Origin of the sequence: Rhizobium sp. CG4 (assembly GCF_023701965.1) — a bacterium.
Taxonomy (GTDB): Bacteria; Pseudomonadota; Alphaproteobacteria; order Rhizobiales; family Rhizobiaceae; genus Agrobacterium.
On record NZ_JABAEG010000006.1, the window covers coordinates 330,960 to 344,164 of the forward strand.

Below are 13,205 nucleotides of genomic sequence, written 5' to 3' on the forward strand. Positions count from 1 at the left end.
AATTGATAACGATCCGGAATGACGGTGCACACAAAACTCAACGTATCAGGCCTTGGGCGGCGACAGGTTCTTGGCCTGCTCGCCGCGCCGCTATTTGGTCGGTTGGCACAGGCTGAGGTCTTTCCGCAGCGTGTAGCAGCCATTGATTGGGCGATGCTGGAAACCGTCATGGCGCTTGGTGTAAGGCCCGTTGCCGCGACTGAACTTATTCAATTTCGCAAGGACAGTGTTGAGCCTGCAGTGCCGGAGACTGTCGCGGATCTGGGTTTGAGAGGTTCTCCAAATTTTGAACTTCTCTATCTCTTGCGGCCCGAGCTTATTCTGATTTCGCCATTTTATACCCGCTATCAGCAGCAGCTTGAGGCCATTGCACCAACCATGTCGCTGCCGTTTTACGTCAAGGGTGAGCCGCCCTTCGGCAAGGCACTTGCGGCGGTCACTGCGTTGGGCGAGCGACTTGGCAGGTCCACACAGGCGCAAGAGGTACTGCAGCAGGCCGGGCATTCGCTGGAAACGATGCGTGAGCGTCTTTCACCCTACGCCAATCGTCCGACCTACATCATCAATATTGGTGACAGCAGGCATTTTCGCGCCTTCGGCAGCGACAGCATGTTTGGCGACATCCTGATGCGGCTTGGTCTGCCGAATGCGTGGCGTGAGGGTTCGCGTTTTACCTTCGCAGCGCCGGTGCCGCTGGAAACTCTTGCGGAAAATCCGGATGCGCGGATTGTCGTTGTGTCCAATGTGCCGGTGGAGGCGCGCAGCGGGTTGCGCAGAAGCCTGATCTGGAACGCACTTGAGCCAGTCAAGAACAAGCGATTGGTGATGCTCGACAACGTCAATCCTTACGGAGGTGTGACGGCCGGTATGCGTTTTGCGCGATTGTTGACGGAAGCACTGCTAACCAATGAGGATGCGCTGTGACCGTCAGGACAATCTGGAGCCTCGCCGCAGCAACACTGCTTCTCGCTCTGGCACTCGCCACCTATACAGCGCTACAAAAATTGCCATTACAGGGCTGGCCTGCCATTCCGTTTGATGCGGCACGAATGACGACCGATCAGATCATTCTTGCCTATGCGATATTGCCACGGTCAGCGGTTGCGGTACTGGCAGGCGCCATACTCGGGCTTTCCGGTGCACTTCTGCAACGGCTTCTACAAAACCCGATTGCCGACCCGTCTACGCTTGGCGTGTCTGCAGGCGCGCAACTTGCCATCGTCGCTGGCACCTTGTTTTTCCCGGAAGTGCTGGATGGCTACCGTGGTCTGGTCGCGCTGTCCGGTTCGTTCATGGCGGCATCGGTTGTTTTCCTGCTTGGATGGCGACGCGCCTTCGAGCCCGTTTCGATGGTTGTCTCAGGTCTTCTGGTCGGCGTGACGGCGTCTGCGATTTCTGCGGCACTGACCCTGTCGCAGGGCGAGTATCTGATGTCACTCGTCACCTGGAATGGTGGTTCGCTGGGCCAACAGGACTGGTCGGTATCCCTGTCATTGCTGCTTCAGTTGATCGGGGGGCTGTTCCTGACCTTGCTTCTGATCCGACCTCTGGTGGTTCTGGCGATTGGTGATGCCGGTGCGCGGTCTCTCGGGGTCTCGCTTTTCGGGATTCGTTTTGCCATCGGGGCATTGGCTGTTGCGCTATCCGCCGGTGTTTCAGCTGCTGTCGGACTTGTGAGTTTTATCGGACTTGCTGCGCCGGCACTGGTGCGGGGGCTTGGTGTTCGTAAACCAGCCCATATCCTCTTTGCCGCTCCGGTCGCAGGGGGCCTATTGCTTTGGCTTTGCGACGGTTTTGTCCAGTTGCTGGCATCAACAACCAGTGAAAATTTCCCGACAGGTGCTGTGACCGCGCTGATCGGCGGCCCGCTGCTGTTGTGGCTTTTGCCGCAGGTCCGCTCCGATGATGCCCATCAGCCAGGTGTCGTGGAACAGCAGAACCGTCGATCGCTGTGCAGTCTTCTGCTGTTGTCTGCTTTTATCCCGGTCATTGTCTTTGTTGCACTGGCTGTTGCCAAAACCGCTGATGGCTGGCTGATTTTGAATATGCAGGACTTCAAAGATCTTCTGCCGCTTCGTTGGCCCCGTTTGCTGGCGTCGGCTGGTGCCGGCGGTCTGCTTGCTCTCGCAGGCGCAATTCTGCAGCGACTGACCGGCAACCCGATGGCAAGCCCGGAAGTGATTGGTGTGAGTGGCGGAGCAGGCATCGGTTTTGCCGCCGCGATTACTATTTTTCCGGCAGCTGGCATGTTGCAATTGTTTGCCGGGGCAGGCCTCGGGGCAATCGCCGTGATGATTGTTGTGCTGATATTCTCCAGCCGGCAGCATCTTTCGCCGCAACGCATTCTGCTGGCCGGTGTTGCGGTCAGTTCCTTCAGTTCTGCAATCCTGGCGGCACTGCTTGCCGTTGGTGATCAGAGATCATGGCAGATCCTGTCCTGGCTGGGGGGTACTGCATCGACTGCGACTCCGGTTACCGCCATGGTTTTGGGCTCACTCGGCGTTATTATCCTGTTTCTGTGCCTGACGCTTTCCCGTTGGTTGACGATTATGCCGCTCGGAGCTTCCGTGCCGCAAACGCTGGGAGTGCCTGTCCGGGCAGCACGAACTCTGATGATATTGGCTGCCGGGCTGGGAACTGGCGCTGCTGCGTTGCTGGTTGGTCCGCTTAGTTTTGTGGGACTGATGGCGCCGCATATTGCCTTCAGGGCAGGATTTACAAGGTCTCGCGATCATATGCTGGCGACGTTCCTGCTGGGAGCAATGCTGATGTTGATTGCAGATATCGGCGCAAGAACAGTGACATTCCCTTACGAACTGCCGTTGGGATTGTTTGCTGCCATGGCGGGCGCGCCCTATCTCATTTGGCTGATAGGCAGGCGCGCATGACAAATGTGATTGCGATTATGTATGCGGTAATGAGAGGAGCAGGGGCATGAACAGTGTTGTTACATCGCAAAACGATGAGGCTGCTCCCTTGTTCTCATTAAAGGATGTATCGCTGTCTTTACAGGGCAGGACGTTGTTGCAGCCCTTGACCTTGTCGCTGCCCGCGAAACGCACCGTTGGTTTGATCGGTCATAATGGCTCCGGCAAATCGACACTGCTGAAAATCCTTGCCCGTTTGCAAAACCCGACCGGCGGGGATGTCTCTTTCTGCGGAAAACCACTGTCGGACTGGAGCAATCGCGAGTTTGCGCGAGGGCTTGCTTACCTGCCGCAAAATACACCGCCAGCATCGGGCATGCTGGTGCGGGAACTGGTGGCTCTTGGTCGTTACCCATGGCACGGGGCGCTTGGTCGGTTCAGCAATGTTGATCAAAAAAAGGTCGATGAGGCAATTGAGCTGACAGATATCGGCCCATTCCTTGACCGGCTTGTCGATACGCTGTCTGGCGGTGAACGCCAACGGGTGTGGCTGGCGATGCTGGTTGCCCAGGACGCACATTGCCTGCTGCTGGATGAGCCAATTTCAGCGCTTGATGTGGCGCACCAGATTGAGGTGCTGTCACTTGTTCAGCGTCTCTCGCATGAAAAGGGTCTCGGTGTTGTCGTGGTGCTGCACGACGTCAACATGGCGGCTCGCTTCTGCGACGACATTATCGCACTTCATTCCGGCAAGTTGATCGCACGCGGCAGCCCGGATGAAATCATGACATCGCAAGCCCTGCAAAAAATCTACGGCGTTTCGATGGATGTCATCACGCATCCGGCCACCGGCAGGCTGGTGGCGCTGGCGCTATAAACCGTTGCAACCGCTTTGAAAAATCTCAATTTGTCAGACGAGCGGCGGTAAACTTGTCGGTGACCAGCACGTCTATGACGCCAAGTTTCAACGCGCCGGCAATGGCTTCGGTCTTGGACTCTCCACCGGCCAGTGCCATGACGCGATTGGTCTTACGCAGCTCTTCGAGTGAAAGGCCGATAACCCGATCATTGAGTGGTGTTTCCACCGGTTTACCGTCCTTGTCGTAGAAGCGGTAGGAAATCTCACCAACTGCGCCAGCATCGTGCAGCATGGCCATCTCCTGCGGAGAGAAAGTGTTGCCGGACCGGGCCAGAAGCTCTGACGGTTCGACGGCGCCAATGCCGACAATGGCGAGGCTAAGGCGGCTGAAAAGGTCCATGGTTTCACGCACAACCGGGTCGGCCAGCATGACGAGCTTTGCTTCTCGCGATGAGGTGATGCCTTGTACGAGGAGAAGGCGCGGTTCGCCACCGGTCAGCCGGGCAAGACGCGCGGTCAACTGTGTCGCATGGGTTTGCACTGACGCATCGCCCATGCCACCAAGCACCTGCACAATGTATTTGGCCTTTGCGTTTTTTAGCGGATGAATGTTGTCCACCATACGCAGAATGGTCTGGCTCCAGCTTGAGACACCGATGATTTCATCCGGCTGAAGGGTGACCTCCAGAAAATGTGCGGCTGCTTCGCCAATGCGCGCGGTAATGGCGCTGTCACGATCTTCCGAACAGTCGATAACAATGGCTTCGGTCAGGCCGTAGCGATCACGAAGGGCGTCTTCGAGCTCTGCGAAGGTGCCAGCTGGTGGAATTACCGTCGTGCGAACGATATCTTCCTGCTCGGCGCGCTTCAGCATGCGCGACACGGTTGCCTGAGACATATGCATGATTTCAGCAATTTCGGACTGCCTTTTGCCTTCGATATGGTACATCTGGGCAATTCGGGCGATCAGTCGCAGCTCATTGAGCCGTGCCATGCAAACCTCCGGCAGTGAATTTTTATTCACTCATAGATGAAGGGACGGACACGGTCGAGCGATAGATTGCGTCCTGCCAGACATGCAGGCGATCCATAACATCGGAGCTCCGTGGGGTGATTGTATTGCTGTTGCGTGGTAGCGCACTGATGGCTGTCAGATCCGACCACACACCCAGTGAAAGGCCGGCAAGATAGGCAGCACCCAATGCTGACGCCTCCGGCGCATCACATTGAATGATCGCCCGATCAAGAACATCGGCCACGCATTGCATGAGGAAAGTGTTCTGGCTTGGACCGCCATCGACGTAAAGACGACCCATTGGTGTCTGCGACTGCGAGGCCATCGCTTTGAATACGTCATGCACCTGAAATGCGATGGAATCGGTGACTGAACGCGCCATCTGCGCCCGCGTCGTGTTGAAGGTCATGCCAGAAAACAACGCGCGTGCATCGGAATGCCAGTAGGGCGCGCCAAGCCCGACAAAGGCTGGAACGAAACCGGGTCCGCCGGGGGCGGCCGTCGCGGCAAGTTCGGTCAGTGCCTGCACATCGGGAAGGCCTAGCATCTCGACCATCCATGGAAGAGAAGCGGCCGAAACCAGAATATTGCCCTCAAAAGCATAGGTCGGTTTGCCAGCAATCGACCACGCAATGGTCGTGGTGATACCTTGTTGAGGCGCAATGAAGCCGGGAAGGGTGGTCATGATTGACGACCCTGTGCCGAAGGTTGCCTTGCCATCGCCGGGATTAAACGCGCCATGGCCGAACAATGCGGCATGGCTGTCGCCAATGGCGGAGGCAATCGGAATGCCGTCCTTAAGACCCGGCACATTGCTGGTGGCGCCAAAATGCGCGGCGCTATCGCGAACTTCCGGTAGTGCGGACTTGGGAACACCAAATAGGGTGCACAGTTCGTCGCTCCAGACTTGGACGTTGAGATCATATAGCTGGCTGCGGGCGGCATTGGCTGCATCACATGCGTGGACCGCGCCGCCGGTAAAGCAATGGATCAGCCAGGCATCGATGGTTCCCAGTTTTACGTTATGTCCTGCTGGTGCCCGATCCAGAAGCCATTTCATTTTCGGGCCAGGGAACATCGGGTCAATCGGCAAGCCCGTCAGTGCCTGCACGCGCGGCGCATGTCCGGCGGCAATCAACGCGCTGCAAGTCGCAGTGGTGCGGCGGCACTGCCAACTGACCACCGGTCCCAGAGGTTCGCCTGTTTGCGCATCCCAGATGGTGACGGATTCGCGCTGGTTGGAAATTGCAATGCCAATGATCTCGACATCGGGAATCGACTGAATGCAGCGGGCAATTGCTTCCTGCACGGATACCCATAATCTGACGGGACTTTGCTCAACCCAACCGGGCTGGGGGTGCTCGATGCCGACAGGTGATGAGCCACGCGACAGGATTTCGCCTGCCGTGGAAACAAGCACGGCCTTCGAATTTGTGGTGCCCTGGTCAATGGCGAGAATGGCAGTCGTCGTCATGGCAGCTCCGGTATAGGGGCATCAAGGACCGGGCAGTTGGCTTCGACCAAGATCTGCCCGGCATTGAATTTAGGGACGGCAACTCACGCCTGTGAAGGCTTCCGTGCAATCAGCGCAACGGCTGCGTCTGCGATGGCGGCGGGTGACATTCCGAATTCATCCAGCAGGAATTCTGCGGAGCCGGTCGGTGCAAAAACACCGGGAACGCCAAGGATCTTCATAGGCACAGGTGCCTCAGTCACTACGCATTCGGCAATGGCAGAGCCAAGACCGCCATACACAGAATGTTCTTCGGCCGTCAGGATGGCACCTGTATCATGAGCCGCCTTAACAATGGCATCGACATCGAGGGGGCGAACGGTTGCCATGTTCAACACCCGGGCTTCAATTCCCTTCGAGGCCAGAATCTCGGCGGCTTTCACCATGCGGTGGGTCAGCGTGCCGTTGGCGATCAAAGTGATTGCATCGCCATCCCGCAACAGATTGGCCTTGCCCAGCTCGAATGTGTGATTGGCGGGTAGCAAATCCGGTACGCCGACACGCGACAGACGCAGGAAAACTGGACCATCGAAATTGGCAGCCCATTCGACCGCGGCTGCAGTTTCGATGGAATCGCATGGTGCGATGACCGGAAGGTTCGGAAGAACGCGCGTCCAGGCAAAATCTTCAATCGAATGATGTGTCGGGCCGAGTTCGCCGTAGGCCATGCCGGAGGAAATACCGATCAACTTCACATTGGCATTGGAGTAGGCAATATCAGCCTTGATCTGTTCAAGCGAACGGCCGGTCAGGAAACAGGCCGCGCCACAAACGAATGGCAAAAGGCCACCATTGGCGAGGCCAGCACCAACGCCAACCATGTTCTGTTCGGCGATGCCGACGTTGACGAGGCGTTCCGGCCATTTGGCTTTGAAACCGCCAAGTTTTGAGGAGCCGACGGAGTCGTTACAGACGGCAACGATCCTGGAGTTTTCTGCGCCAAGGCGCTCGAGCACTGCGACAAAGGCGTCGCGGCAATCATGCAGTTTTGGAGAAGGTGTTACAGCGTTCATCACAGCGTCTCCGAAAGCTCAGCCAGGGCAATTTTATACTGTTCTGCATTTGGCACCTTGTGATGCCAGTCGACGGTATCCTGCATGAAGGAAATGCCGTGGCCCTTGTTGGTATGGGCGACAATGCAATGCGGTTGGTTACCGCGCGTTTCCAGTGCTGGCACAATCTCGTTCATGGCATTTCCGTTGATTTCGGAAACGGTCCAGCCAAAAGCCTCGAGTTTCGAGGCAAAGGGCGCGAGATTGTTGGTATCCTTAAGGGCGGCACCCTGCTGGAACCGGTTATGATCGATGATCAGGGTCAGGTTATTGAGGCCGAACTGTGCTGCCGAAGCGATAGCTTCCCAGTTTGAACCTTCCTGCATCTCGCCATCACCTGTCAGGACATAGGTATGATACTTCGCGCCTGTTATCTTGGCTGCCTTGGCCATGCCGACGGCGACCGGTAGGCCATGGCCCAATGGCCCCGTGTTGGTTTCTACGCCCGGAACCTTGTTGCAATTAGGGTGACCGTTCAGGCGCGAATGTGGCTTGAGAAATGTGCTGATTTCCGCTTCCGGAATGAAACCTCGTTTGGCCAGCGTGACATAAAGCGCCAAGGCAACATGGCCCTTGGAAAGTACAAAACGGTCGCGCTCAGGGTGTTTGGGCTGATCCGGCCAGATACGCAGAACCCGGAAATAGAGGGCCGTCAAAACGTCGATGGCCGACATTTCCCCGCCAATATGGCCAGCTCCGGCTTCGACGACGGCTTGAAGATCGCGAAGACGAATTTGTCGGGCGATATGTTCGAGATCATTCGGCTGCATGAAATCCTCATATTGAATATATATTCACTTATCAATATATTTTCACATTCAGGCAATAAGTCAAGCATTAACCGCGAATAAGCGCGTCTCTGAATCGCGCATTAGTTTGCTTCGAGAATTAAAAAGCTTTTGTGAATAAATATTCTGCATTGGGTGGGCTGAGTGACAATGCGTGCGGCCCCGTCCGCAGCTGAATGACAAAACAGTTGCCATTGCAGTAAAACATGAATATTTTCATCATGAAAATCCGTGATGGCATGGCAGCTTAGAGAGGCGGTTCTCCAGATTGGAAAACGCCCTGGAGGTCGAATTTAACGTCTGTGCCGGTTTTTATGAAAAACGTTGAATGTAATTGATATGACATACATGCACTCGATGATTTGCCATACAGACGGCATCAAGGTTACGGCGCCGGTCAAATGGCGTGGCCTCGATGGTATCATGAGTGTGTTTTGGGATGCTGAAGGGCAAAATGGCGCCAGTGCCTATTACCTGTCTCCAGATCCACGTATCGTCATTTTTCTGAATGACGTTTCGTCGCATATTCACATGTCCAACCGCGACCGTTCCGACGTACAGCAATATCGCCCGATGATGCGGGCCATTTACGTGCCGGCCGGCGTACCATTGTGGACGAACTTCACCGGCACGCACCGGTTTTCTCATCTTGATCTGCACTTGCACAAGGATCGGCTGCTGCGGTTTCTGTCGCCATCAATCGGCACATCAGCGGCACTTACAGCTCTGCGCAGCCCGGTCGAGATTCAGGACATTCGCTCGATTGAGCTGTTGGCCGGTCTGGTGATTGATGAACTCTCGTCGCCTTCACGTCATGCGATCTATGCTGAAAGCCTTGTTGGCAGCATTGTTGCCGGCCTTCTCAATATTCCAGACGATGTCAGTGAACCGTCCAACGGGCGGCTGACACAGGCGCAAATGAACAAGCTGATCAACGGTGTAAACGCCCGCAACGACTGCCGACTGACAGTGGCGGAGATGGCCAATATTGTCGGGCTTTCGGAAAGTTGGTTTGCCAATGTTTTCAAACAGACAACGGGCAAGACGCCGCTGCAATGGCAGCTTGGAAAACGGATCGATCTTGCGCAAAAAATGCTGCTGGAGAGCGACTTGAGCGTGGCTGGTGTGGCAGCGCAGCTTGGTTTTTCAGATCAGGCGCATCTGACAAAAGCATTCCGGCAAGTCTCTGGTCAGACGCCCGCCGCGTGGCGGCGCATGCAACAGCTCAGCTGAAATCTCAGCCGACAGGATTTGCCGTTGCCGGCAAAAATGGTAAAAATGCCATCTGAGACATGCTGTGCGTAAACTATCGCGCATATGGCAATAAGTGCACTTGTCTGTTAGCCTTTGCGGATGAAAAGAGCATCACGCATGGGTGTGACTGTAGCCTATTCACCCACAATCATTCCGGCCTGGGCTTCCGACAAGAAAAATGCCGTGACGGAAGCGGATGCGGCCTTTCTTGCGGGTTCGGCTTTGAACTCGCTGGATGGGTTTATCAAAAAAGATCACCCGTGGACAGGGTGCTGGCGAAGCCGCCTTGCATTGCGCTGTGCCATTTCGGCCAACCAGATGTTAGGCCGTGAGACCGAAGAAGCCGCCTTGCGCGACGCGGTATTGATGGTGCGACCCGGTGACAATGCCGGGCCAGCCGGAAACGTCCTGCTGGCGACCAGAATGCTGAAGACGCGGGTGGATTTTATCAGCAGCAAGACCCTGCAATCCCTGACGGATCTTTTTGCGTTACGTTGGGACAGCACACTTGCTGACCTTCCTGTCCTTATCGACGAGATCATGCAAAAACCGCAGGCCGCACCGATAGCTGTGGCGGAATTGGTGACAAGAATTCATGCCGTTCGCCCCGATGTCGAGGTTTTAGCGTGGTGGCTGGGCGATTGGGTTTTGGCGAAACGTCTTGGCTGGGATTTGCCAGTTCCGTTTCTTCTTGCCCAACGCTACAGCGGTGCATTTCGGACCTCCGCTGGCAAAGGACGTTTGGCCCCGGGAGAGCAGGGATTCAATCGTGCGGTCTCCATGGCGCTTGTTCACGGGACGGAAGATGTGTTGCTGATGGCAAATGAGATTGGCCGCCGCGCAGACCGAACGATAGCCAGTTCTGCCACCATTCGTACAAAGGGCGGAGAGCGGATTATCAGACAGCTTTTGAGCGAAGATGCCCTATCAGCCTCAGCGCCGGGCACGGACCTGTCCCGCTGGGCAAGCAGCAGATTTTTCGAACGGTTGGAGAGCATGGGCGGCGTGAGAGAGCTTTCTGGCCGCTCTACCTTCCGGGTTTACGGGATTTGACGATGGAGATTGACGGCTCCGCCCAAAAAGAACGTCGCGACAGGCGGTCAAGCAGCAAGATTGAAATCCCGCTGGATACCGAACTGGAACATTTGCCGGTCGAGTTCCGGTGGCGAGAGTGGATGATGCGCGTCGAGGCAATCATTTTTGCCGCATCAGAACCGGTTCGCCGTGAAACGCTGGCTCGCGTTGTGGGGAATGGCTGCGACATTGATAAACTGATTGCTGATCTGCGTGCAGAAATGAAACCGAGGCCCTATGACATCGTTTCCGTGGCTGGAGGCTGGCAGTACCGCACCAAACCGGCCTATGCGCATGCAATCAAGGCATCGAAAACACCGACACGTGCGCTGGCACCCGCTATCTCCCATCATGAGGCCATGGTGCTGATTGCAATTGGGTATTTCCAGCCAATCACGCGTGGAGAGCTTTCCAAAATTTTCGGCAAGGAAATTTCGCGCGATACGATTGCCAGTATTCGAGGAGCCGGCTTACTCGATACCGGGCCGCGCAGTCCCATGCCCGGCGCTCCATATACGTATGTGACGACGAAATATTTTCTGTCGGCTTTCGGGTTTGAGACACTGCGTGATTTACCGGATATCGAAGCCCTTGAGGACGCGGGCCTGTTGAATAGGACAGCTGTTGTGGTGACTGACTCCGCGATCGAGAATATGCAGCAAGCAGACGAAAAGTAGGTGTGTCCGCTCAGTTTCTGCTTCCAAGGATGTCCGAAACGCCAGGGGTCTTAGCCGATGTTTAGTGGGCAGCCAAAAAGCAATGCTGCTGCAATTGATTGGTTAAGGGAAGCCTCACGCGAACCCAAGCATAGCAGTTTCATTCCGTCGGCTAATCGCCTGCGTCGCCTCAAGTGGATTAGACGTACTTCGTTGCCGTGTCGGGAGGGCGACATCTTTTTCACTTCTTCGTTGTACATCTCACTATTCCTGCAAACTCGTCCGTTGCTGGGAGCACGGTTGTCTCCGCGGTCGACAAGCAATCGCCGCATCTTGGGTTTTCACAGGGCGGGTCTACCTATCTTCAAGACGCAGTCTCAAGGAACTGCGACCGAACCGACGGAATGACCCACGTCCACAGCGGGGACGGTCAACATCTCAGTCAGATTGAGACGCTGATGCAGGTAACCCGGCAATTTGCCTATGCAGCAGCGCCAGCCAATGGATTGATCGCTTGCCTGGGATTGAGCATGCTATGCATAATGACCGCAAGTTTTCGCGCAACAGCAACCGCGGTACGTTTTGAAGCCCCGCCGCTCACGCAGCTTCAGCCCCCAGATCTTAAGACTGCATTCGGTCCTTACAGTGGTTCTTGTTAAGTGGACGGTTGCCACCTCATAGAGTAATCCCCGCAGCCGACCGTCACCGCGTCGCGAAATATGGCCATCGTAATCGATTTTGCCGGACTGTTAGGGCCGCGTCGTAAGCCCGAGGCAGGCACCCACTGGGTGCGAGGTGGCGACGTCATCAGGATATTTGATCGCTGCAATGTACGAGACGGCAGTGATGGCACCAACGCCTGGAATTGTCATCCGAAGCTTCGTAGCCTGGCTCTGGCTTGAAGCTGCGAGTACCGGAAAGAGGGTTGGCCACGACGTAGATAGTGGCAACCGCCCAGAAGGGGCGGGTAAGATCGAAGTTGATTGCCACGAGCTAGGCAAGCATCGCTGCAAGAACGTCTTTAGTGAAAAGATGACCATGCCAGTGGTAAGCACAGGCCGAGTGCTGATGTCTCATCAACCGAATGAGAGGTCTAATCGTCTGTCGCGGTTTTCCTAGTGTCGCACAGACTATAAATTTCCGGAGAAACATAGCTGAAAAATGGAGATGCGATGCACGCCTGAACGTAGGCTTCAACTGGATCATCACACGCAATAATCGGACGAGCAGACCGTGGCTTTGTCATCAAAGCGCGAAGCTTCGAGAAAGCCTTCTCGGCCGCTTTATAATGCCGTTCACCAAAGTCGACCGCAGTCACGTTCGGAAGATCAACGAACAGCTTGGAAATCGCTCCCGCATTCGAAAACTTCTTGCCCGAAGCACCATGCGCGTCTCCAGAAGGGTCGGCCAAACAATAAGAATTTCTTCTTGGCTTATGAGAGTCTGAAACAGTTCCGCCTCAGGCTCGTTCAGCGCCGTTTCCAATTTCACCGACGTATGAATGGCAATCATATTGGTAAGCCGTTTTCGTCATAGAGGTCATCATGACCGGAGCTGGTACCGGCGGGAACCGAGCGCCGACCTTCAGCCATCAGCTCCCATAAGGCATCCGTCGGCGTCAGCGCCGATTTCCCCCGAAGTTCCTGATCGTAGCGTTCAAGCGCAAGTTCGACCAGACGGTTTATTGGCTGTCCGGTGCGGCGCGCCAGCGCATGGGCAAGATCTTTCGCTTTGCCGCTGCGGATGGAAAGCTGTGGTTCGGACATCGCGTTCCTCTTAATTCGTGCGCGAAACATAGGCTTCACATACAAAGGTGGCAATAAGATCGCGGGAGATGGCTAAACACTGATAAGCATTACTAATCAGTAGTATATACACCAACTGTTAACCATACCCACTGACGAATATTAAAATAGCTATAGAGTTGGTTTCACAAATCATTTACCATGATTTCAATGGTTTACTATCTCGCCAAATTGCCCATCCACACGTAAGCGGGGGTAAGCGGGGCTAATCCGGTGGCAATGGCGAGAAAATCTGCAGTTTCGGGGCGCGCGCGCTGGCAGGATCGGCTGCTGAGAGGGCAAGGTGGTCGTCAGAGACGCGCCGCAACCAGGGAGGCGAGCG

The 13,205-nt window shown here is 55.6% G+C and carries 11 protein-coding genes and 1 pseudogene; 6 read left to right on the top strand and 6 right to left on the bottom strand.

Features of this window, described 5'->3' with window-relative positions; all coding sequences use genetic code 11:
• Positions 1 to 18 precede the first annotated feature (18 nt).
• From HGO37_RS18485 to HGO37_RS18495, 3 genes are read left to right on the top strand one after another with little or no spacing between them, the layout of a single operon-like run.
• Complete coding sequence (locus HGO37_RS18485) at positions 19 to 924, top strand: iron-siderophore ABC transporter substrate-binding protein (RefSeq protein ID WP_250984594.1); 906 nt, start codon at positions 19 to 21, stop codon at positions 922 to 924.
• Positions 921 to 2,888, top strand: coding sequence for a Fe(3+)-hydroxamate ABC transporter permease FhuB (gene fhuB, locus HGO37_RS18490; protein ID WP_250984595.1), 1,968 nt, complete (start codon positions 921 to 923; stop codon positions 2,886 to 2,888). The genes HGO37_RS18485 and fhuB overlap by 4 nt, the downstream gene beginning before the upstream one ends.
• Positions 2,889 to 2,934: 46 nt before the next feature.
• Positions 2,935 to 3,744, top strand: coding sequence for an ATP-binding cassette domain-containing protein (locus HGO37_RS18495; RefSeq protein WP_250984596.1), 810 nt, complete (start codon positions 2,935 to 2,937; stop codon positions 3,742 to 3,744).
• Between the two features lie 25 nt (positions 3,745 to 3,769).
• On the opposite strand, the gene HGO37_RS18500 is transcribed toward HGO37_RS18495, so the two are convergent.
• The 4 genes from HGO37_RS18500 to HGO37_RS18515 form a co-directional block, all read right to left on the bottom strand.
• Complete coding sequence (locus HGO37_RS18500; protein WP_250984597.1) at positions 3,770 to 4,720, bottom strand: sugar-binding transcriptional regulator; 951 nt, start codon at positions 4,718 to 4,720, stop codon at positions 3,770 to 3,772.
• Positions 4,721 to 4,742: 22 nt separating this feature from the next.
• Positions 4,743 to 6,215, bottom strand: a complete 1,473-nt coding sequence (locus tag HGO37_RS18505; RefSeq protein ID WP_250984598.1) for an FGGY family carbohydrate kinase — start codon at positions 6,213 to 6,215, stop codon at positions 4,743 to 4,745.
• Between the two features lie 83 nt (positions 6,216 to 6,298).
• Positions 6,299 to 7,267 (bottom strand): transketolase family protein, encoded by a 969-nt coding sequence (locus tag HGO37_RS18510; protein WP_250984599.1) that lies wholly within the window; start codon positions 7,265 to 7,267, stop codon positions 6,299 to 6,301.
• The gene (locus tag HGO37_RS18515) at positions 7,267 to 8,076 is read right to left on the bottom strand and encodes a transketolase (protein WP_250984600.1); all 810 of its coding nucleotides are present in this window, start codon (positions 8,074 to 8,076) and stop codon (positions 7,267 to 7,269) included. The genes HGO37_RS18510 and HGO37_RS18515 overlap by 1 nt, the downstream gene beginning before the upstream one ends.
• Before the next feature lie 357 nt (positions 8,077 to 8,433).
• Here HGO37_RS18515 and HGO37_RS18520 point away from each other — a divergent pair, with 357 nt between their 5' ends.
• The 3 genes from HGO37_RS18520 (at position 8,434) to scpB (ending at position 11,099) form a co-directional block, all read left to right on the top strand.
• Positions 8,434 to 9,327, top strand: a complete 894-nt coding sequence (locus HGO37_RS18520) for a helix-turn-helix domain-containing protein (protein WP_250984601.1) — start codon at positions 8,434 to 8,436, stop codon at positions 9,325 to 9,327.
• A gap of 138 nt (positions 9,328 to 9,465) precedes the next feature.
• Positions 9,466 to 10,401: a DUF1403 family protein gene (locus tag HGO37_RS18525; protein ID WP_246787984.1), complete on the top strand. Its 936-nt coding sequence runs from the start codon at positions 9,466 to 9,468 to the stop codon at positions 10,399 to 10,401.
• 2 nt (positions 10,402 to 10,403) lie between these two features.
• Positions 10,404 to 11,099 carry an SMC-Scp complex subunit ScpB gene (scpB, locus tag HGO37_RS18530; protein WP_250984602.1) on the top strand — a complete coding sequence of 232 codons (696 nt, stop codon included), beginning with the start codon at positions 10,404 to 10,406 and terminating at the stop codon, positions 11,097 to 11,099.
• 460 nt (positions 11,100 to 11,559) lie between these two features.
• Here scpB and HGO37_RS18535 read toward each other — a convergent pair.
• Together HGO37_RS18535 and HGO37_RS18540 are read right to left on the bottom strand one after the other, a co-directional pair.
• A pseudogene (locus HGO37_RS18535) lies at positions 11,560 to 11,992 on the bottom strand (transposase); the annotation flags it as partial.
• 594 nt (positions 11,993 to 12,586) lie between these two features.
• Positions 12,587 to 12,844: a type II toxin-antitoxin system VapB family antitoxin gene (locus HGO37_RS18540; RefSeq protein WP_250984603.1), complete on the bottom strand. Its 258-nt coding sequence runs from the start codon at positions 12,842 to 12,844 to the stop codon at positions 12,587 to 12,589.
• Positions 12,845 to 13,205: the final 361 nt, after the last annotated feature.

What these genes read in the sequence shown, in the direction of transcription:
- HGO37_RS18485 (WP_250984594.1), top strand. Translation starts at nt 19, where the DNA reads ATGACGGTGCACACAAAACTCAACGTATCAGGCCTTGGGCGGCGACAG.
- HGO37_RS18495 (WP_250984596.1), top strand. Translation starts at nt 2,935, where the DNA reads ATGAACAGTGTTGTTACATCGCAAAACGATGAGGCTGCTCCCTTGTTC.
- HGO37_RS18500 (WP_250984597.1), bottom strand. Translation starts at nt 4,720, where the DNA reads ATGGCACGGCTCAATGAGCTGCGACTGATCGCCCGAATTGCCCAGATG.
- HGO37_RS18505 (WP_250984598.1), bottom strand. Translation starts at nt 6,215, where the DNA reads ATGACGACGACTGCCATTCTCGCCATTGACCAGGGCACCACAAATTCG.
- HGO37_RS18510 (WP_250984599.1), bottom strand. Translation starts at nt 7,267, where the DNA reads ATGAACGCTGTAACACCTTCTCCAAAACTGCATGATTGCCGCGACGCC.
- HGO37_RS18515 (WP_250984600.1), bottom strand. Translation starts at nt 8,076, where the DNA reads ATGCAGCCGAATGATCTCGAACATATCGCCCGACAAATTCGTCTTCGC.
- HGO37_RS18520 (WP_250984601.1), top strand. Translation starts at nt 8,434, where the DNA reads ATGACATACATGCACTCGATGATTTGCCATACAGACGGCATCAAGGTT.
- HGO37_RS18525 (WP_246787984.1), top strand. Translation starts at nt 9,466, where the DNA reads ATGGGTGTGACTGTAGCCTATTCACCCACAATCATTCCGGCCTGGGCT.
- scpB (WP_250984602.1), top strand. Translation starts at nt 10,404, where the DNA reads ATGGAGATTGACGGCTCCGCCCAAAAAGAACGTCGCGACAGGCGGTCA.
- HGO37_RS18540 (WP_250984603.1), bottom strand. Translation starts at nt 12,844, where the DNA reads ATGTCCGAACCACAGCTTTCCATCCGCAGCGGCAAAGCGAAAGATCTT.